This window comes from Kitasatospora sp. CM 4170, assembly GCF_032110285.1.
Lineage (GTDB): Bacteria > Actinomycetota > Actinomycetes > Streptomycetales > Streptomycetaceae > Kitasatospora > Kitasatospora aburaviensis.
The window spans coordinates 8,609,024-8,627,194 of record NZ_CP134877.1 but is presented as its reverse complement, the minus strand read 5'-3'; the positions used below and the strand labels follow the sequence as shown (position 1 = coordinate 8,627,194).

Genomic DNA, 18,171 nt, shown 5'->3' with positions numbered 1-18,171 from the left:
CCCCGCCGACCCGGCGCACCCGGGGGGCACCTCGAGGGTGCGCCATACCACCAACTTCCGGTTCCCGGAAGAGTCTTCCGGTACATACCCCCCGCATGGGCGAACTGGGCGCAGGCACCGGCACGGCAAGCCCGGGGCGCGGTAGGACTGGTGCCGGCACCACCCCGGCAGACCGGGCGGGCGCCCCAAACCGGAGTCCCGGAGATGGCCGAAAGCCGCCCGCCGACCCACCGCGGGGTGCCGCCCCCGGCTCCGGAGCACCTGACCCTTGTCCTTCCCAACCCCCTTTCCCTACGAGTCGCTTGAGGATGCTGATGCTTGGTGCTGGATCGTCACCCAGAGGCCGGCGCGCCACTCCCGTCCTGGTGTGGCTCCTGCCCACGGTCGTGACGGCGGCGGTCGCCGTCGCCGCCGCATCGGTGGCCTCCGCCGGCGCCCGCTCCGGAGTCGCCTGGTGCGGGGCGGTCGGGACCATGGCGGTGGCCGTGGTCGCCGCCGAGACGGCCCGCCGGGGGCGCGCCCTGGAGACGCTGCGCGAACAGAGCGCCCGGCAGGAGATAGAGCTTCGCCGCCGGCTGGCCGAGCAGGAGGCCGAGACGGTGCGGCTGGCCACGAGCGCCCTGCCCGAGGCGGTGGCCCGGCTCCAGCGCGGCGAGTTCAGCACGGACGTGCTGAAGGCCTACGAGTCCCACAACCCCGCCGTCGGCGCCGACTTCCAGGCCGCCCGGCACGCCGTGCTGCGCACCGTCCTGGAGGCGGTCGACAACGAGGAGGGCATGCGCGAGGCCGCCCAGCGGGCGTTCGTCAACATCGCCCGCCGGGTGCAGGCGATCGTCCACCGCCAGGCCCACGAGCTGCGCGAGATGGAGCACCTGCACGGCAACGACCCGGCCGTCTTCGGCGACCTGTTGCGCCTGGACCACGGCAACGCGCTGATCGGCCGCCTCGCGGACAGCATCGCCGTCCTCGGCGGCGCCCGCCCCGGCCGCCAGTGGAGCCGGTCGGTGCCGCTCTACAGCGTGCTGCGCGGCGGCATGTCCCGGATCCTGGACTACCAGCGGGTCGAGCTGCACCCGGTCTCCGACGTCGCCGTGGTGGGCCCGGCCGTCGAGCCGCTGATCCACGCCGTCGCCGAGCTGCTGGACAACGCCACCCGCTACTCGCCGCCGCACACCAGCGTGCACCTGACGGCGGCCGAGGTGCAGACCGGGATCGCGATCGAGATCGAGGACGGCGGCCTCAGCCTGAGCGAGGAGGGCCGGGCCCGGGCGGAACGGATGCTCCGCGAGGCGCAGGCCGGCATCGACCTCAACGACCTCGGCGAGACGCCCCGGCTCGGACTGGCCGTGGTCGGCCGGCTCGCCCAGGCCTACGGGTTCCAGGTGTCGCTGCGGCACTCCGCCTACGGCGGGGTCCGCGCGGTGCTGATCGTGCCGCAGGAGCTGATCACCACGGCCCCGGCGACCGGGCGCGCCCACGGCATCGGCGTCACCTCGACGTCCCGGCCGGACCCGTCCACCGCCCCGTCCGCGGCCGGCTTCGACCGGTCCCCGTGGGGCGCCCGCAAGGTCTCCCCCTCCCGGAACGGTTCGTCCGCGGGGCGGTCCGCGGCCGGCCCCTTCCGGTCCTCCGCCGCGGCGCCGTCCGCAGCCGGTGACGACCTGCCGGTGGTGACCGAGCGGACCGCGAACGGGCTGCCGCAGCGCCGCCGGCACGGCGCCCCCGTCCGCAGACCCGTTCCCGGGACGGGCCGCCCCGGGGCCCGGGCCGTACCCGAGCCGGCCCAGGAACCCGTCGAGCCCGGACTGTGGCTGGCGGCGTTCCACGAGGGGGTGAACGGCACCGGGCCGGCGGCCACGGCGGACGGCCCGACCGTGAACGGCCACGGCTCCCGGGCCACCGGTGCGCAGGGCACCACCACTCAGGGCACCGGCGCACAGGGGCACGGCGCCGGCGGCCACGGCACTGACGCCCACAGCAACGAAGAGTCGGCAGGGAAGGGCGAGCAGTGATTCAGCAGCGGACCAACATGGACTGGATGCTCAAGGACCTGGCGGAGGGCGTCCCGAACGTCCGGAACGTCATCGTCCTGTCCGCCGACGGCCTGCGGATGGCCCAGTACGGCACCGAGCCCGACACGGCGGACCGCCTCGCCGCCGCCTGCGCCGGTCTGCAGAGCCTGGCCGCCGCGGTGGGACACGAGTTCCCGCACGGCGACGGCCGGATGCGGCTGGTCGTGATCGAGATGGGCGGCGGCTTCTTCTACCTGATGGCCGCCGGCGCCCGGGCGTTCCTCGCGGTGCTCGCCGACGAGGGCGTCGACGCCGGCCTGATGGGCCAGCGGATGCGCGACCTGGTCGCCCGGATCGGCGAGCACCTCAGCACGCCGCCGCGCAGCAGCGGGCAGGTGGCATGAGCGAGGCCGACCGGGACTGGGACGACGGCGATCCCGAACGTCTCTACGTCATCACCCGCGGGCGCAGCGGCCCGGCCGAACAGACCTCGTTCGACCTGGTCAGCCTGATCGTCGCGCGCGCCGAACCGACGCCCGCGATGCAGCCCGAACAGGCCGCGATCCTGCGGATCTGCGGGGCACCGCTCTCGGTCGCCGAGATCTCCGCGTACCTGCGACTGCCGGTGAGCGCGGTCACCGTGCTGCTGACCGATCTCCTCGCCGAGGAACGGATCGAGGCCCGTACCTCCATCCCCGCGGCGATCCTCCCCGACCGTGCCCTGTTGGAGGCGGTGATGCATGGACTTCAGAGACTCTGACACGCTGGTCGGCCCGGCGAGCGAGGACCTCCTCCCGGACACGGCCGCGATGGCGGTCAAGATCGTGGTCGTGGGCGGCTTCGGCGTCGGCAAGACGACCCTGGTCGGCTCGGTGAGCGAGATCCGCCCGCTGACCACCGAGGAGACGATGACCCAGGAAGGCGCCGGGGTCGACGACCTCGCCGGCGTCGAGCGAAAGACCTCCACCACGGTCGCGATGGACTTCGGCCGGATCAGCATCAGCGAGGAACTGGTCCTGTACGTGTTCGGCACGCCCGGGCAGGAGCGGTTCTGGTTCCTCTGGAACGGCCTGTTCGAGGGTGCGCTCGGCGCGGTCGTGCTGGTCGACACCCGGCGCCTGGAGGTCAGCTTCGAGGTGATCGGGCGGCTGGAGGACCGCGGCGTGCCCTTCGTCGTCGCCGTCAACGCCTTCCCCGAGTCGCCGGCCCACCCGGTCGACGAGCTGCGGGCCGCCCTGGACCTGACGCCCGAGGTGCCGATCGTCACCTGCGACGCCCGGCTCCGCGAATCCAGCCGGGACGTCCTGCTCACCCTGATGCGCTACCTGTACGACCTCGCGGCCCCGGCGGGGTGACCGGTGGCCGGGTCGGGGCGCGCTCCCGGCGCGCCCCGACCCGGCCCGGTCCACCACCGCTTCCGCCCTCACCCCGGAGACACAGTGACCACCCCCTTCGCAGACGACGACGCCACGCCCGCCTCACCGCCGCCCGGCTGCCCCGCCCACGGGCTGGACACCACGGGGCTGGACACCGCCGGTCCGGGCACGGCCGGCCCGCACCCGGCCGGCTCCGGCCTCGACGCCCCGGGCCTGCGGCGGATCTACGGACCGGAGGCCGAGGCCGACCCGGCGGGCCTGTACGAGAAGCTGCGCGCCGAGCACGGCGAGGTGGCTCCGGTGCTGCTGCACGGCGACCTGCCGGCCTGGCTGGTCCTCGGCCACTCCGCCAACCTCACCGCCCTGCGCACCCCCTCCCGCTTCTCCCGGGACTCGCGCCGCTGGACGGCCTTCCAGGAGGGCCGCGTCACCCCGGACTCCCCGCTGATGCCGGTGATCGCCTGGCAGCCGCTCTGCGTCTTCGCCGACGGCGAGGAGCACCGGCGGCTGCGCGGTGCCGTCACGGAGAGCCTCAACCGCTTCGACCGGCGCGGGATCCGCCGCTACGTCACCCGCTTCACCGACCAGCTGGTCCGGGACTTCAGGCCGAGCGGCCGGGCCGACCTGGTCAGCCAGTTCGCCGAGCACCTGCCGATGCTGGTGATGACCCAGCTGGTCGGCATGCCGGAGGAGTACGGCCCCAAGCTGGTGGACGCCGCCCGGGACCTGATGAAGGGCACCGAGACGGCGATCGCCAGCAACGACTACGTGGTCGCCTCGCTGCGCCGGATGATGGAGCGCAAGCGGGCCTCACCCGGCACCGACCTCGTCTCCTGGCTGATGGAGCACCAGGCCGGGCTCACCGACGACGAGGTGCTGGAGCACCTGCGGGTGGTACTGCTGGCCGCGAACGAGACCACCGTGAACCTGATCGCGGACACCCTCAAGATGATCCTCACCGACGAGCGGTTCCGTGCCCACCTGTCCGGGGGCCACATGACCGTACCGGACGCCCTGGACCAGGTCCTCTGGGACTCCGCTCCGATGTCGCTGGTCGCCGGCCGCTGGGCCACCGGCGACACCGAGCTCGGCGGCCAGCAGATCAGGGCCGGCGACATGCTGCTCATCGGCATCGCCGCCGGCAACGTCGACCCGGTCGTCCGGCCGGACCTCTCCAAGCCGCTCTACGGCAACCGCTCCCACCTGGCCTTCGGCAGCGGGCCGCACGAGTGCCCCGGGCAGGACATCGGCCGGGCCATCGCCGAGGCCGGTATCGACATCCTGCTCACCCGCCTCCCGGACCTTCAACTGGCCGTTCCTGAGTCCGAGTTGACCTGGACATCGGCCTGGATCTCGAAGCACCTGGTGGAGCTGCCGGTGAGCTTCAGCCCGCGGTTCCCCGGCGAGGAGGACGACACCCTGCCGCAGCAGGTCGCGGCGGCCGCCCCCGGCGGCGCGGCCGGCCCGGCGGCCGGCGCACCGTCGGCCGCGCCTGCGTCGGCCTCCGCCGCGTCTGCGCCGGAACCGGCGGGCCGGGTGACGCTCCCGCGCCAGCGGCGCAGCTGGTGGAGCCGGCTGACCGCCCCGTTCCGGCGCTGACGGCGGCGGCTCCCATTCGGGCGTGCCGGACGGGGAAGTGACGAAACCTCGGGGCCGGGTACCGGTACGGCCAACAACCGGACTCGACACAGTCCCCGGCGGGGCGGCGAGGTAGCGCTCGGCGAGGCGCGTCGCCGACGTGCCTCGCCAACGGCCCGGCGCCGTACGGGATCGCGCTGGACGAGAACACCGCGCTGTCCGTGGCCACCGGGGCCACGGGCAGCTCCCATCGCGCGCCGGCGCGCGGTCGGCGCCGCCGTGACGGCGGGCGGACGGTCAGGACCTGCTCGGCGTGGCCCACCGGGCCGTCCGGGTCGTGCGGCACGGAGCTTGTGCGCACCGGCAGCCCCAACCCGCCCTACAGCACCCACGTTGCCGCCGCGCTGATGGCGGCCGACGCCGCACTGCAGGGCTCAGGGCTCCACTCGACCACGGCGCTTCCTTCGGATCACGCCCAAGACCCGCCCGCCTTGTCGGGGGCACGTGGCAGACTCTCCCCCGGGCCGGAGGTCGGCCCGGGAGGGGCGGGTGGAGATGGCCTTCGGTGGCACCTGGCGGCTGCTGCGCCGGAACGGTGACGAGCCGCTCGGCGAGATCCTGGTCGACGACGGCGACTTCCCCTGGCTGAGCGGCCACTTCGTCCCCGCACCCGGCTTCGCCGCGGTCAAGCCGTGGTTCGACGAGTCGCGCGCGCTGCTGGACGCCGAGGACTACGAGGGGTTCGACCGCTCCTACGACCGGATCGCCGCAGCCCTGACCCTGGTCGCCCCGGACGGACCCGTCGCGGAGTTCCTGCTCCACATCAACGGCGACCGGGCGTCCTTCCGCTGGTCCGACGAGCCCTTCGACACGTAGGAGCTGTCCGGCCCCATCATGTGACTCTCCAGGCTGGTCCTGTTCCGGAAGAGGTGCTGATGAGCCTTCCGCGAGCAAGCACTGGCCCACGGCGCCCCGGCCCCGATCGCCGACCTGATGCTGCCGAATGCGCGGGGAAGCTTCTTGACGCCTTCGTGGTCAAGGCCCTGTCAGTCGCTCGGGCAGCGCGTCCCCGCGGCCGGCAGCGTGCCCTCCGTCAGGAAGGCGTCTACCGCGCCGCGGATGCAGTTGCTCCGGGCCACCCCGAAACGACTTGTGTGCCGGACCGTGGCGAGTGCCGCGGACCGCGTCACCAGCGGCCGTGGACCTGGGGGCGGATCCGGCGGTCGTAGAGCTCGCGGACGGCGGCCAGGGTGGCCCCGGGCAGGGGCGGCAGTTCGGCGGTGCCCGCGTTGGCGCGGGCCTGCTCGGGGTTGCGCGCGCCGGGGATGACGGTGGTCACGCCGGGCTGCTGGACGATCCAGCGCAGCGCGGTCTGCGCCGGGGTCGCCCCCTCGGGGGTGAAGGTGGCGAACTCGGCCGCGGCCTCGACGCCGGTGGCGAAGTCCACGCCGGAGAACGTCTCGCCCTGGTCGAAGGCCTCGCCCTGCCGGTTGTGGGTACGGTGGTCGTCGGCGGCGAACATCGTCTGGGCGGTGTAGCGGCCGGACAGCAGCCCGGAGGCGAGCGGCACGCGGGCCAGGATCCCCACCCCGGCCGCCGCGGCGGCGGGCAGCACCTGCTCCAGCGGCTTGAGCCGGAACGCGTTCAGGATGATCTGGACGCTCGCCACGCCGGGCCGGGCGATCGCGGTGAGCGCCTCCGCGCAGGTCTCGACGCTGACGCCGTAGGCGGCGATCCGCTCCTCGGCGACCAGGGTGTCCAGCGCGTCGAACACCTCGTCCGAGGAGTAGACGGGCGTCGGCGGGCAGTGCAGCTGCACCAGGTCCAGCCGCTCCACGCCCAGGTTGGCCCGGGAACGGTCGGCCCAGGCACGGAAGTTGGCCAGGTGGTAGTGCTCCGGGCGCTGCTCGACCCGGCGGCCGAACTTGGTGGCGACGAAGACCTCGGCGTCCGGCCGGCCCTTCAGGTAGCGGCCGATCAACTGCTCGCTGCGCCCGTCGCCGTAGACGTCGGCGGTGTCGAAGAGGGTGACGCCCGCCTCGACCGAGGCGTCCAGGACGGCGAGGGCGTCCTCCTCCCGCACCTCGCCCCAGTCCGCGCCCAGCTGCCAGGTGCCGAGTCCCACGACCGAGACGGGGCGGCCGGTACGGCCGAGTACACGCTGTTCCATGGGTCGACCCTCTCACGGCCGCCGCGCGGGAGCACCGGACGGCGCGCCCGCGCGGCATGGCTCGGCGGTGGGTGGGGCGTGTGCGTCGGGGTCTGCGGGCCCGTCAGGCGCCGGCGGCGTGGAGGCGCCGCAGGATCGCCATCAACTCCTCGGGCGGGGCGACCGAGAACGAACGGGTGGCGTCGTCGATCACGGTCAGCGAGGTCACCGTGCCCTGGTACCACCAGTAGAGGCGGGGCGAGAGCGGGCCGGGGTTGTCCTGGTAGGCACCGAGGCCGAACGCGGCGAGGTCGTTGACCGCGTCCACGGCCCCGCCGTCCAGCAGCGGGTGGAAGACCAGGTAGTGACGGCTCGGTACGGTGAACAGGGCTCCCTCGGGCGGGAGTTCGCGGCCGGTGAGGGTACGGGCGAGCTCGTCGAGGACGAGCGCCTTGCTGGCGACGAACATCGACTCGCCGGACACGATGTGCATCACCGCGCCGGCCTGGCCGCGGGCGGTGTCGTACTCGACCGGCTCCCGGAGCAGGTTGGCGCGGCCGGCGGCACGCAGCCGCTCCAGCCCCACCTCGGCGACGAACGGGTCGTCGAGCATCCGGACGGCCTCGGGGAGGTCCAGGGCGAGGGCCTCCAGCAGCCCGGCGGCGACCGGGCGGACGTAGCTGAAGGACGCCGCCGCGGCGGGCGGGAAGGCGTCGTCGGCCACCAGGCGCAGGTAGGCCGAGCGAAGGATCTCGTCGGAGCCCTGCGGCGTGGCGTCGACGGCGCCGTCCAGGGCCCGGAAGTGGTGCTCCACCAGGCGGGGCCACTCGCGCGGGTCGGCGCGGCGGCAGAGCTCGGCGAGGTTGTGCAGCGGCCTGCTGCCCTGCGGGGCGCGGAGGGCGTCGCCCTCGACGGTGACCTGCGGGAGGTCTGCGTGGTACTGGCGCACCAGGCCGCGCAGGTAGTCGGCCTGGTCGACCGTCAGCGCGGTCAGATGGGGGTCGTATTGGGCCGAGGGCTTGGACCGGAAGAACTTCATGCACCCGACCCTACGTTCGAGGTGGGGGTGGTCTGACCAGCGGGGTAGGTGTGAGGGCGGTCCGGCGGGGCGGGCCGGGCCGGCGGGCCGCGGGTCCGCCGTCGGGGCGTCAGGCCGCCGCGACCGGGGTGAACGCGTCGCCGCCGACGATCCACTCGCCGCGGCGCATCACGGCCACCAGGTCGTAGCCCGCGGAGTCGAGCACGACCAGGTCGGCCTGCTTGCCGGGCTCCAGCGAGCCGACCCGGTCGGCGAGGCCGAGCAACCGTGCCGGAGTGGCGGACAGCGCGGCGACCGCCTGCGGGAGGGTGAGCCCGTTGACGGTGACCGACCGCTTGAAGGCCACGTCCAGGGTGAGGGTGGAGCCCGCGATGGAACTCCCGTCGGCGAGCATCGCGACGCCGTCCCTGACCTCGACCTGGAGCGGGCCGAGCGGGTACAGCCCGTCACCCATCCCCGCCGCCCCCATCGCGTCCGTGATCAGCGCGACCCGGGCCGCCCCCGCCGTCCCGTACGCCAGATCCAGCACCGACGGATGCAGGTGCACCCCGTCGTTGATCAGCTCCACCGTGACCCGCTCGTCCTCCAACAACGCCACGATCGGCCCCGGCGCCCGGTGCGCGATCCCCGGCATCGCGTTGAACAGGTGCGTCGCCACCGTCGCCCCCGCCTCCACCGCCTCCAACGTCCGCCCGTAGTCCGCATCGGTGTGCCCCACCGCCGCCACCACCCCCAGCTCCGCCAGCATCCGCACCGACTCCAGCCCACCCGGCAGCTCCGGCGCCAACGTCACCATCCGCGCCCGCCCCCGCGCCGCGTCCACCAACTTGCGCACCAACGCCGGATCCGGATCCCGCAACAGGTCCGGACGATGCGCACCACACCGGTTGTGCGAGATGAACGGCCCCTCGAAGTGGATCCCGGCCAGCACGCCGTCCTCCACCAGCTCCGACAGCACCGCCGCCTGCCGCGCCACCTCGTCGATCTCCCCGGTCACCGTCGAGGCCATCGTCGTCGTCGTACCGTGCTCCAGGTGCGTGCGCGCCACCCGCAGCGCCTCCTCCGCCACCCCCGACGCGTACGACGCACCACCACCACCGTGCACGTGCAGGTCCACGAACCCCGGCACCACCGTGAACCCCGACAGATCGAGGTCCCCCGGCACCACCGGACCGCCGACACCCGCCACCACCGCGCCCTCCACCACCAGACGGCCGTCCTCGACCACCCCGGACGGCAGGACCAACCGGGCGCCGGACAGTGCAGTACGATCCGCGGCAATCACGCGGCCACCCCCTGGGCTTGTGGACGGACAGCTGGACGGGCAGGTGCGCTTCCGCGCGATCGGGTGCGCCGGCGGGCACCTCGACGGGCGCGTCGACGGGCGCGCGGCGGAACGTCGTCGGCGCGTCATCGATGCAGACGGTGCAGGCGGGCGCGCGGAATCCGGGCAGGAACGGACGTCCGGAAGCAGCGATCGAGGGGATCGACTGAGTGAAATTGCTTGAATCATCGCCATCATAGTCAGCTTCGAGCGTCTGGCCAGCCCCTCGGGCGCCCTGAAACCGGCCCGGAACCCCGTCGCACCGGGCCGAACGGGCCCGCTACGGGTCTAGACTCGCCGCATGCTCAAAGCTGATCGCTCCGCCCGGATACTTGCGCACGTCACCGAAGCGGGGAGCGCCGATGTGCACGCGCTCGCCGGGCTCCTGGGCGTCTCGACCGCGACCGTCCGCCGGGACCTCCAGGAGCTCCATGAGCAGGGGCTGCTGCACCGCACGCGCGGCGGCGCGGTGACGGGCCCGGTCAACCTCGAACTACCGCTGCGCCATCGCAGCGAGAAGCAGCGCGAGGAGAAGCGCAGGATCGCCCAGGCCGCCGCCGCACTCGTGCCGGACGGCGCGGTGGTGGGCCTGAGCGGCGGCACCACCACCAGCGAGCTCGCCCGGGTCCTGGCCGAACGCGGCGGCATCACCGTGGTGACCAACGCGGTGAACGTCGCCGCGGACCTGATCGTCCGGCCCGAGGTGCGGCTGGTGGTGATCGGCGGCATCGCCCGGACCGCGAGCTACGAGCTGGTCGGCCCGGCCGCCGACCGGATGCTCTCCCAGTACCACCTGGACGTCGCCTTCATCGGGGTGGACGGCCTGACGGCCGAGGAGGGCTGCACCACGCACGACGAGATGGAGGCCCAGACCGACCGGGCGTTCCTGCGCAGCAGCGCCCGCGCCGTCGTCCTGGCCGACAGCACCAAGGCGGGCAGGGTCACCTTCGCGCGGATCTGCCCGCTCGCCGAGGTCCACGACCTGGTGACGGACGACGGTCTGACGGAGGCGCAGGAGAAGGCCTTCGCCGCCTGCGGGGTGCGGGTCCGCCGCGCCTGAGGGGCGCGGGCGGGTCGCACCTGCGGCGCGGGCGCCCCCGGCCGGCTCAGAAAGTGTTGGGTAATTGATCAACTTCATGGCGTGATCCACTGGTGGTGATCTTTGCGTTGCCCTGTCCGCGAAGATCACCGCCATGTGTGTCTGTGCGTGCAAGCCGTCCTATGACTCGTCGTTGACGGACGCTCAGTGGGCGGTGATCGAGCCGCTGCTGCCGGTGCGGGATCTGCGCCGGGCCGGCCGTCCGTTGAAGTTCCCGCGTCGGCTGGTCGTGGACACTGTGCTGTACGTGCTGGTCAGCGGCTGTGCGTGGAGGCTGGTGCCGCATGATCTCGCCCCGTGGGACGTGGCCTACCGCTGGTTTCGCGCGTGGACGGCGGACGGCACCTGGGACCGGGTTCACGACACACTGCGCGAGCGGGTCCGGGTGGCGGACGGCCGGGACCCGCAGCCCTCGGCGGCGGTGCTGGATTCGCAGTCGGCCCGCAGCCACCAGGGCGGGCAGGCGATCGGCTACGACGCGGGCAAGCGGGTGCGGGGCCGTAAGCGGCACCTGCTGGTGGACACCTGCGGGCTCGTGCTGCGGGCGGTGGTGCACTCGGCCTCGGTGCAGGACCGGGCGGGCGCGAAGCTGGTCCTCAGCGGGATCCGGAACCTGTTTCCGCAGGTCGGGCTGGTCTGGGTCGACGGCGGCTACGTGAATGTGGTCGACGCGGGCCTGGTCGGCTGGGCGGCCGAGCACGAGAACCTGGAGATCGTCGCGGTGCCGCGCAATGCGGATGTGAAAGGGTTCCAGGTGCTGCCCCGCAGGTGGGTGGTCGAGCGGACATTCTCCTGGCTGGGACGGTGCAGACGGTTGGCACGGGACTACGAGCGCAAGACCGCGCACGCCGAAGCGATGATCAAGGTTGCGATGATCCGGCTCATGGCCGCCCGCCTCGCCGGCGAGGAGGTCGAACCGCGCGGCCCCATCGAGACCGAAGCAGCCCGCCGCCTCGCCGACGACCTCAAGAACCAGTAATCATCCGATTACCCAACACTTTCTCAGGCGACGGGGGCCGCCGCGATGGTCGGGAGGAGCCGGGCGGCGGCCTCGGTGACGGCGCCGCGGCCGGCGGCGAGGTAGCCGCGCGGGTCGACGGCGCGCTCGTCGCCGGCGAGGTGGGCGCGGACGGCGGCCGTCATCGCGATGCTCAGCGCCGTACCGATGTTGACCTTGGTGATGCCGCCTCCGACGGCCCGCCGCAGCTCGTCGTCCGGGACACCGGAGGAGCCGTGCAGGACGAGCGGGACGTCCAGCGCCGCGCGCAGGTCGGCGAGCAGGGCGTGGTCGAGCCGGGCGTCGCGGGAGGTCATCGCGTGCGTGCTGCCGATGGCGACGGCGAGGGCGTCCACGCCCGTCTCGGCGACGAAGTGCCGGGCCTCCTCGGGCCGGGTCCGGGCCCCGGGCGCGTGCGCGTCCAGCGGGCCCCGCCCGTCCTTGCCACCGACCTCGCCGAGTTCGGCCTCCAGCCAGAGCCCCGCGCCGTGCGCCCAGGCGGCGGCCGCACGGGTGACGGCGACGTTCTCCTCGTACGGCAGGTGCGCGGCGTCGAACATCACCGAGCTGAACCCGCAGTCCGCGGCCTGGCGGAGCAGCCCGTCGCTGGTCACGTGGTCCAGGTGGAGCGCCACCGGGACGGTGCTCGGCTCGGCGGACCGCACCGCGGCGGCGGCCAGCGGCCCCGGGCGTCCGCCGTGGTAGCGCACGGCGTTCTCGCTGATCTGGAGGATCACCGGGGCCCCGGCCGCCTCGGCCGCGGCGACGACGGCCTCGATGTGCTCCAGGGTGATGACGTTGAAGGCGGCGACGGCGCCGCGCCGGGCTGCGGCCCGGCCGACCAGGTCACCGGTGGCTGCCAGGGGCATGAGCTCTCCTGAGGGTGCGTGAGGGCGGGCCCCGGCGGGGCCCTCGCGGGAGCGGAGGCCCCGGCGGGGCCCTCGCGGGAGCGGACGGGTCAGGCCGGGCGGAGCCGGACCAGGGGAAGGTCGTGCCGGTACGCCTGCCGGTCGAGGTGGCCCGCGTACGGCGCCCGGACGGCCGCGGCCGACAGCGCCACCGCCTCGGCCAACGCCCGTGGCCAGGGGCTGCCGTCGGCGAGGGCCGCGGCGAGCGCGGCCACCGCTGCGTCCCCTGCGCCGGTCGGGTTGCCCCCGCGCACCACACGCGCTTCGGGGAGGCGGGCGTGCCAGGCGCCGTCCGGGGTGACGGCCAGCAGGCCGTCGGGCCCGAGCGAGGCGACCACCGCCCGGGCACCGCCGTCCGCCAGGGCCCGGGCGGCGGCGAGCGGGTCCGCGATGCCGGTGGCGTCCCGCAGCTCGGCCGCGTTGGGCTTGACCACCGTCGGCCCGGCCGCCAGCGCCCCGGTGAGCGCGGCCCCACCGGCATCGAGGAGGACCGGGACGCCGTGCCGGTGGGCGAGGCGGACCAGGTCCCCGTAGGCGCCCGGGCGCAGGCCGTGGGGCAGGCTGCCGGAGAGCACCAGGGCGCGGGCGGCGGGCAGCAGGCCCGTGGCGCCCGCCAGGACCGCCGCCCAGTCCTCGTCGGCGAGCTCCGGACCCGGCTCGTTCAGGACGGTCGCGTCGGCCTCGTCGACGACGGTGACGGTGCGCCGGGTCACCGCGCCGGGGCGGAGCGGGACGGGCAGGTACGGGAGGCCGGCCCGGTCCAGCTCGGCGCGGACGACGTCCCCGGTGGGGCCGCCGAGCGGCAGCAGGGCGGTGGTCGGGCGGCCCAGCGCGTGCAGCACGCGGGCGACGTTCACGCCCTTGCCGCCGGCCTGTTCGTGGACGGCGGCCACCCGGTGGGTGGTGTGCGGGCGCAGCGCGGGCACGGCGTAGGTGACGTCCAGCGCGGGGTTGGGGGTGACGGTCACGATCACGGCGCCGCGGTCCGTCCGGACGCCGCGGCGGGAACGGGCGCAGGGCCGGACGCCGCGGCGGGAACGGAGACGGGAGCGGGAACCGGAGCGGGGCCGGGTGCAGAGGGAGCGCCGGCCGCCGCGTCCAGGGCCCGCAGACCGGCGCCCAGGCAGCCGGCGGCCGACCCGAGTGCGGCGGGGACCAGGCGCGGCGGGACGAGGATCCGGGCCCGGTCGGCCAGGGCCGCGGCCAGCGGGTCGAGCAGCAGTCGGCCGGACTCGGCGAGCCCGCCGCCGAGCACGACCAGCGGTGGATCCAGCACCAGGGCGGCCGTCGCCACCGCGTCGGCCAAGGCGTCCACCGCCTCGGCCCACACCGCGCGGGCAGCCCGGTCGCCCGCGGCCGCCAGCCGGGCGACCTCCTCCGCGGGGGCCTGCCGCCCGGTGGCCGCGGCGTACCGGCGGGCCACGGCGGCGGCCGAGACGTAGGTCTCCGCGCAGCCGAGCGCCCCGCAGGCGCACGCCTCCCCGCCGGGGCGGACCACCAGGTGGCCGATCTCCCCGGCCCGGTGGTGCGCACCCGGCTCGGCCCGGCCGCCGGTCATCACGGCGGCCGCGATGCTCGTACCGACCGGGACGAACAGGAAGCGCTCCGCGCCGCGACCGGCGCCGAGCCGCGCCTCGGCCGTCCCGCCGGCCCGCACGTCGTGGGTGACGGCGACCGGAAGCCCGGTGCGCTCGGCCAGCAGCTCGCGGAAGGGGACGTCGCGCCAGCCGATGGTGGTCGAGTGGACCCCGGTGCCCGTGGTCTCGTCGACGATGCCGGGGACGGCGAGGCCGACGGCGTCGACCTCGGCGCCCTGCCGTTCGGCGTGCCGGAGCAGTTCGGTGACCACCGCCACGATCGTGTCGACGACGGCCGCGGGGCCGCGTTCGCGTCCGGTGGCCCGGTGTTCGCGGTGGCGGACGGCGGCCCCGCGGTCGAGCAGCGCCGCCTTGATGCCGGTGCCGCCGACGTCCACGGCGACGACCCGGCGCCCGGCGGCGCCGTCGCCCCGCGCGGGCGCAGGACCGTACCGAGGGTCCGTCAGGCCGGCCGGCGCGGATCCGGTCGTCGGGTGGCGCTCACTCATGAGCCGGTGAGGACCACGGAGCGGGTCAGGTGCCGCGGCCGGTCCGGGTCGAGGCCCTTCGCGGCGGCGAGGGCCGCTGCCAGCCGGTGGACGCGGACCAGTTCGGCGAGCGGGTCGAGGCCGTCCTCGATCCAGCGGGCGCCGGTCCCCCGCACCTGTTCGGCGAGGCCGGCCGGGGCCGTGCCGAGCATCCAGGTGGCGGTGGACGGCGCGGCGATGCTGATCGGTCCGTGCCGGTACTCCATCGCCGGGTACGCCTCGCTCCAGGCGAGCGCCGCCTCGCGCAGCTTCAGCCCGGCCTCGTTGGCCAGGCCGACGGTCCAGCCGGTGCCGAGGAAGGTGAACTGGGTGCAGTCCGTGAGTCCTTCGGGCAGCGGTTCGGTCAGGGCGGTCCGCCCGTCCGCCTCGACCGCCTCGGTGTGCAGGCCCAGGTGGGCGCGGAGCAGGGTGAGCGCGGTGGTGGCGAACCTGGTCTGCACCACGGACCGCTCGTCGGCGAAGTCCAGGACGGCCACGTCGTCCGCCGCGCCCATCACCGGGGTGTCCGGGTCCGCGGTGATCGCGGAGGTGCGGACCTGCCCGCGCAGCCCGTCCAGCAGGGTCAGCACCTCGGTGGTGGTCCCGGAGCGGGTCAGGGCGACCACCCGGTCGTAGGAGCGGACGCCCGGGAACTCGGAGGCGGCGAAGGCATCGGTGACGCCGTGTCCGGCGGCCTCCCGGAGCCCGGCGTACGCCTGGCCCATGAACAGCGATGTCCCGCAACCGACGACCGCCACCCGCTCGCCGTGCGCGGGCAGCGCCGGGCAGTCCGCCCGGGCGAGCTCCGCCGCTCGGCTCCAGCAGTCCGGCTGGCTGGCGATCTCGGCCTCGACATGGGTCGCCATCGGCCACCTCCGCGTGAGTGCTTGCCAATAACTGATCTCTTTTCGCTTGATTCAAGCAGCTTTGAACAGTCATTGGAAGCATGGTGCGCAGATCTCTGCGCGAAGTGGCGACATCCGCGCGCCCGAAGCGGACTCCGCAGGGCGCCAACGACAACGAGCGCGCTCTCCGGGGAGAGCGCGCTCGTCGCGTCGTCAACAGCATGGAGGGTGGACCCGGCACGAGGGTGGACCCGGCCCGGACGCCGCCGCGCGGCGCGCGCTCGGAGCGGCGGCGGCAACAGGGCCGCCTCAGCGATCCCGGACAGGCGGCCGGCGCGCGGCGCCGGCGCGGCTCACCCGAGGTCGACGTCGGCGGGATCGACGGAGCGGACGACGGCGAAGAGCCGCGCGCAGCGCTGCGCCATGGCCTCGGGCGACTGGTCGGGGTGGGTGATCCACCAGCGGACCAGGGCGGTGCACAGGCCGCGCCAGGCGTACTTGAGGGCATCGGCGTCGAGCGGGTCGTCGGATCCGGTCGACCGCAGGAGGTCGGCGGTGCCGATCGCGGCGAGGTCGTCGATGGCGTCGCGGTAGTGCGCCGCGCGGTGGGCGGCGTCGCTGCCGGGCGGCAGCGTGGCGTCGTAGAGGACGAACCAGGCCTCGCGCTGCCCGTCCAGAGCGGTGAACAGGGCGCGCAGGACGCGCAGGGCGGTGGGCGACGCCTCGGCGGAACCCTCGGCCATCGCGGCGTCGACGGCGTTCAGCAACCGCTCGCCGACGGGGTTCAGGCAGGCGAGGTAGAGGTCCTGCTTGCTGCCGAAGTACTGGTGCAGCAGCGGCTTGGTGACGCCCACCCGGGCGGCGACGGCGGCCACGGTGGTGGCCTCGTAGCCGTGACGGCCGAACTCCTCGGTGGCCGCGGCCAGGACCTGCCGCTCTCGCTCGGCCCGGGGCACGCCCTTGGTGCCGGCCTTGGAAGGAGGCGAAGGAGGCGAAGGAGGCGTTGTCATAGGATCCGATATTACCCTAGGGTAATTATCCACTGGGTAAGTTACCTGCGACCCCTCTGGGAGCACACGCATGCCTGCCGCCCCGTCCGCCCCCGGTGCCGCCCGTCCCCGCTCCTGGTGGGGCTGGGGCCACACCGACGCCCACCCGAGCGACGCGGAGTGCGCCGCGCTGGGCGCCCTGCTGCCAGGCACCCTCGCCCGCCCGCTGCCGATACCCCGGGTCGCCGACCTGCCCATCGCCCGGCCCGGTGCGACGCCCCCGCCGGCCCTCGCTCACCTGGTCACCGCCGACCCCGGAGCCCGCGCCGCCCACGCGATGGGCAAGGCGTACCGCGACGTCGTCCGGGCCCTGCGCGGCCGGCCCGGCCGCATCCCCGACCTGGTCGCCCGGCCGACCGACGACCGGCAGGTGGCCGACCTGCTGGACTGGGCCGGCGAGCACGGGGTGGCCGTCATCCCGTTCGGCGGCGGCTCCTCGGTGGTCGGCGGCGTCGAGTACCGCGGCGACGCGCACCGCGCCGTGCTGTCGCTCGACCTCACCGCGATGGACCGGGTCCTGGAGATCGACACCCTCGGCCGCTCGGCCCGCATCCAGGCCGGCGCGCTCGGTCCCGTGCTGGAGGGGCAGCTGCGGCCCCACGGCCTCACCCTGCGTCACTTCCCGCAGAGCTTCGAGTTCTCCACCCTCGGCGGCTGGCTGGCCACCCGCGCCGGCGGCCACTACGCCACCGGCCACACCCGCATCGACGACTTCGTGCAGTCGCTGCGCGTGGTCACGCCCGCCGGAGTGAGCACGTCCTGGCGCCTGCCCGCGTCCGGCGCCGGGCCGTCGCCCGACCGCCTGTTCCTCGGCTCCGAAGGCACGCTCGGCGTCATCACCGAGGCGTGGATGCGCGTGCAGGAGCGCCCCCGGTTCAAGGCGTCGACCTCCGTGGCCTTCGGCGAGTTCCAGCGCGCCCTGGAGGCGGTGCGCACCATCGCCCAGTCCGACCTCGCCCCGGCCAACTGCCGGCTGCTCGACCCGGGCGAGGCGCTGCTGTCCGGCGCCTCGCACGACGGCTCCACCGTCCTGGTCCTGGGCTTCGAGTCCGCCACCGGCCCGGTCGACGACCGCCTGGCGAGCGCCCTGGAGCTGGCCCGCGCCCACGGCGGCCGCGGCGAGACGCCCACGGCGGGGGGCGACGCGCCGGCGGACACGGCGGTCAGCGCGTGGCGCTCGGCCTTCCTGCGGATGCCCTACCTGCGCGACGGGCTGGCCCGCATGGGCGCCGTCGTCGAGACCTTCGAGACCGCCGCGACCTGGGACCGGCTCCCCGCCCTGATCGACGCCGTCCGCACCGAGGTCGGTGCCACCGCCCTGAAGGCCACCGGCCACCCGGCCACCGTCAACTGCCGCCTCACCCACGTCTACCCCGACGGCGCAGCCCCCTACTTCACCGTGGCCGTGGCCGGCCGACCCGGCGACGAGGTCCGGGTCTGGGACGACGTCAAGGCCGCCGCGGTCGACGTCCTGCACCGCCACCGCGCGACCGTCACCCACCACCACGCCGTCGGCCGCGACCACCGCCCCGGCTACGACCGTCAGCGCCCGGAGCCCTTCGCGCTGGCGCTGCGCGCCGCCAAAGACGCCCTGGACCCCCACCGGATCCTCAACCCGGGTGTCCTGCTCGACTGACGGGACGGCGGGCGGCCGTCCGACCGGCCTCGCAGTCCTGCGCGCGGGCCGCTCA

At 74.8% G+C, this 18,171-nt stretch carries 17 protein-coding genes; 9 read left to right on the top strand and 8 right to left on the bottom strand.

Going from position 1 to position 18,171, the window contains the following annotated elements; genetic code table 11:
• Positions 1-314: 314 nt before the first annotated feature.
• From RMN57_RS36040 to RMN57_RS36015, 6 genes are all read left to right on the top strand, one after another.
• Positions 315-2,012 (top strand): ATP-binding protein, encoded by a 1,698-nt coding sequence (locus tag RMN57_RS36040; RefSeq protein ID WP_313767510.1) that lies wholly within the window; start codon positions 315-317, stop codon positions 2,010-2,012.
• A complete protein-coding gene (locus tag RMN57_RS36035) occupies positions 2,009-2,416 on the top strand; it encodes a roadblock/LC7 domain-containing protein (RefSeq protein ID WP_238950843.1) in 408 nt (135 codons plus the stop codon). The genes RMN57_RS36040 and RMN57_RS36035 overlap by 4 nt, the downstream gene beginning before the upstream one ends.
• Entirely contained in the window at positions 2,413-2,772 is a 360-nt protein-coding gene (locus tag RMN57_RS36030) for a DUF742 domain-containing protein (protein WP_313767509.1), read from the top strand. The genes RMN57_RS36035 and RMN57_RS36030 overlap by 4 nt, the downstream gene beginning before the upstream one ends.
• Entirely contained in the window at positions 2,753-3,367 is a 615-nt protein-coding gene (locus RMN57_RS36025) for an ATP/GTP-binding protein (protein ID WP_313767508.1), read from the top strand. The genes RMN57_RS36030 and RMN57_RS36025 overlap by 20 nt, the downstream gene beginning before the upstream one ends.
• An 84-nt stretch (positions 3,368-3,451) precedes the next feature.
• Positions 3,452-4,987, top strand: coding sequence for a cytochrome P450 (locus RMN57_RS36020; RefSeq protein ID WP_313767507.1), 1,536 nt, complete (start codon positions 3,452-3,454; stop codon positions 4,985-4,987).
• 534 nt (positions 4,988-5,521) lie between these two features.
• A complete protein-coding gene (locus tag RMN57_RS36015; RefSeq protein ID WP_313768075.1) occupies positions 5,522-5,842 on the top strand; it encodes a hypothetical protein in 321 nt (106 codons plus the stop codon).
• Positions 5,843-6,152: 310 nt separating this feature from the next.
• Here RMN57_RS36015 and RMN57_RS36010 read toward each other — a convergent pair whose 3' ends face one another.
• The 3 genes from RMN57_RS36010 to nagA form a co-directional block, all read right to left on the bottom strand.
• Positions 6,153-7,136, bottom strand: coding sequence for an aldo/keto reductase (locus RMN57_RS36010; RefSeq protein WP_313767506.1), 984 nt, complete (start codon positions 7,134-7,136; stop codon positions 6,153-6,155).
• Between the two features lie 103 nt (positions 7,137-7,239).
• Entirely contained in the window at positions 7,240-8,154 is a 915-nt protein-coding gene (locus RMN57_RS36005; RefSeq protein WP_313767505.1) for a hypothetical protein, read from the bottom strand.
• Positions 8,155-8,263: 109 nt separating this feature from the next.
• On the bottom strand, positions 8,264-9,436 hold the full coding sequence (nagA, locus tag RMN57_RS36000) for an N-acetylglucosamine-6-phosphate deacetylase (RefSeq protein WP_313768074.1): 1,173 nt from the start codon (positions 9,434-9,436) through the stop codon (positions 8,264-8,266).
• A 343-nt stretch (positions 9,437-9,779) separates the two neighbouring features.
• On the opposite strand from nagA, the gene RMN57_RS35995 reads away from it, so the two are divergent.
• Positions 9,780-10,538, top strand: a complete 759-nt coding sequence (locus tag RMN57_RS35995; protein WP_313767504.1) for a DeoR/GlpR family DNA-binding transcription regulator — start codon at positions 9,780-9,782, stop codon at positions 10,536-10,538.
• Positions 10,539-10,671: 133 nt separating this feature from the next.
• A complete protein-coding gene (locus RMN57_RS35990; RefSeq protein ID WP_313767503.1) occupies positions 10,672-11,556 on the top strand; it encodes an IS5 family transposase in 885 nt (294 codons plus the stop codon).
• A gap of 23 nt (positions 11,557-11,579) precedes the next feature.
• Here the strand turns inward: RMN57_RS35990 and RMN57_RS35985 are convergent, their stop codons facing one another.
• The 5 genes from RMN57_RS35985 to RMN57_RS35965 form a co-directional block, all read right to left on the bottom strand.
• Positions 11,580-12,443, bottom strand: coding sequence for a ketose-bisphosphate aldolase (locus RMN57_RS35985; protein WP_313767502.1), 864 nt, complete (start codon positions 12,441-12,443; stop codon positions 11,580-11,582).
• An 89-nt stretch (positions 12,444-12,532) separates the two neighbouring features.
• On the bottom strand, positions 12,533-13,456 hold the full coding sequence (locus tag RMN57_RS35980) for a hexose kinase (protein WP_313767501.1): 924 nt from the start codon (positions 13,454-13,456) through the stop codon (positions 12,533-12,535).
• Positions 13,453-14,568, bottom strand: coding sequence for an ROK family protein (locus RMN57_RS35975; protein WP_313767500.1), 1,116 nt, complete (start codon positions 14,566-14,568; stop codon positions 13,453-13,455). The genes RMN57_RS35980 and RMN57_RS35975 overlap by 4 nt, the downstream gene beginning before the upstream one ends.
• Positions 14,565-15,452, bottom strand: a complete 888-nt coding sequence (locus RMN57_RS35970) for a sugar isomerase (RefSeq protein ID WP_313767499.1) — start codon at positions 15,450-15,452, stop codon at positions 14,565-14,567. The genes RMN57_RS35975 and RMN57_RS35970 overlap by 4 nt, the downstream gene beginning before the upstream one ends.
• A 332-nt stretch (positions 15,453-15,784) precedes the next feature.
• On the bottom strand, positions 15,785-16,441 hold the full coding sequence (locus RMN57_RS35965; protein ID WP_313767498.1) for a TetR/AcrR family transcriptional regulator: 657 nt from the start codon (positions 16,439-16,441) through the stop codon (positions 15,785-15,787).
• Between the two features lie 70 nt (positions 16,442-16,511).
• Between RMN57_RS35965 and RMN57_RS35960 the strand changes: the two genes are divergently transcribed.
• Positions 16,512-18,116 (top strand): FAD-binding oxidoreductase, encoded by a 1,605-nt coding sequence (locus RMN57_RS35960; RefSeq protein ID WP_313767497.1) that lies wholly within the window; start codon positions 16,512-16,514, stop codon positions 18,114-18,116.
• The last annotated feature ends 55 nt before the right edge of the window (positions 18,117-18,171 follow it).

What these genes read in the sequence shown, in the direction of transcription:
- RMN57_RS36040 (WP_313767510.1), top strand. Translation starts at nt 315, where the DNA reads ATGCTTGGTGCTGGATCGTCACCCAGAGGCCGGCGCGCCACTCCCGTC.
- RMN57_RS36030 (WP_313767509.1), top strand. Translation starts at nt 2,413, where the DNA reads ATGAGCGAGGCCGACCGGGACTGGGACGACGGCGATCCCGAACGTCTC.
- RMN57_RS36025 (WP_313767508.1), top strand. Translation starts at nt 2,753, where the DNA reads ATGGACTTCAGAGACTCTGACACGCTGGTCGGCCCGGCGAGCGAGGAC.
- RMN57_RS36015 (WP_313768075.1), top strand. Translation starts at nt 5,522, where the DNA reads ATGGCCTTCGGTGGCACCTGGCGGCTGCTGCGCCGGAACGGTGACGAG.
- RMN57_RS36010 (WP_313767506.1), bottom strand. Translation starts at nt 7,136, where the DNA reads ATGGAACAGCGTGTACTCGGCCGTACCGGCCGCCCCGTCTCGGTCGTG.
- RMN57_RS36005 (WP_313767505.1), bottom strand. Translation starts at nt 8,154, where the DNA reads ATGAAGTTCTTCCGGTCCAAGCCCTCGGCCCAATACGACCCCCATCTG.
- RMN57_RS35995 (WP_313767504.1), top strand. Translation starts at nt 9,780, where the DNA reads ATGCTCAAAGCTGATCGCTCCGCCCGGATACTTGCGCACGTCACCGAA.
- RMN57_RS35990 (WP_313767503.1), top strand. Translation starts at nt 10,672, where the DNA reads ATGTGTGTCTGTGCGTGCAAGCCGTCCTATGACTCGTCGTTGACGGAC.
- RMN57_RS35985 (WP_313767502.1), bottom strand. Translation starts at nt 12,443, where the DNA reads ATGCCCCTGGCAGCCACCGGTGACCTGGTCGGCCGGGCCGCAGCCCGG.
- RMN57_RS35975 (WP_313767500.1), bottom strand. Translation starts at nt 14,568, where the DNA reads ATGAGTGAGCGCCACCCGACGACCGGATCCGCGCCGGCCGGCCTGACG.
- RMN57_RS35970 (WP_313767499.1), bottom strand. Translation starts at nt 15,452, where the DNA reads ATGGCGACCCATGTCGAGGCCGAGATCGCCAGCCAGCCGGACTGCTGG.
- RMN57_RS35965 (WP_313767498.1), bottom strand. Translation starts at nt 16,441, where the DNA reads ATGACAACGCCTCCTTCGCCTCCTTCGCCTCCTTCCAAGGCCGGCACC.
- RMN57_RS35960 (WP_313767497.1), top strand. Translation starts at nt 16,512, where the DNA reads ATGCCTGCCGCCCCGTCCGCCCCCGGTGCCGCCCGTCCCCGCTCCTGG.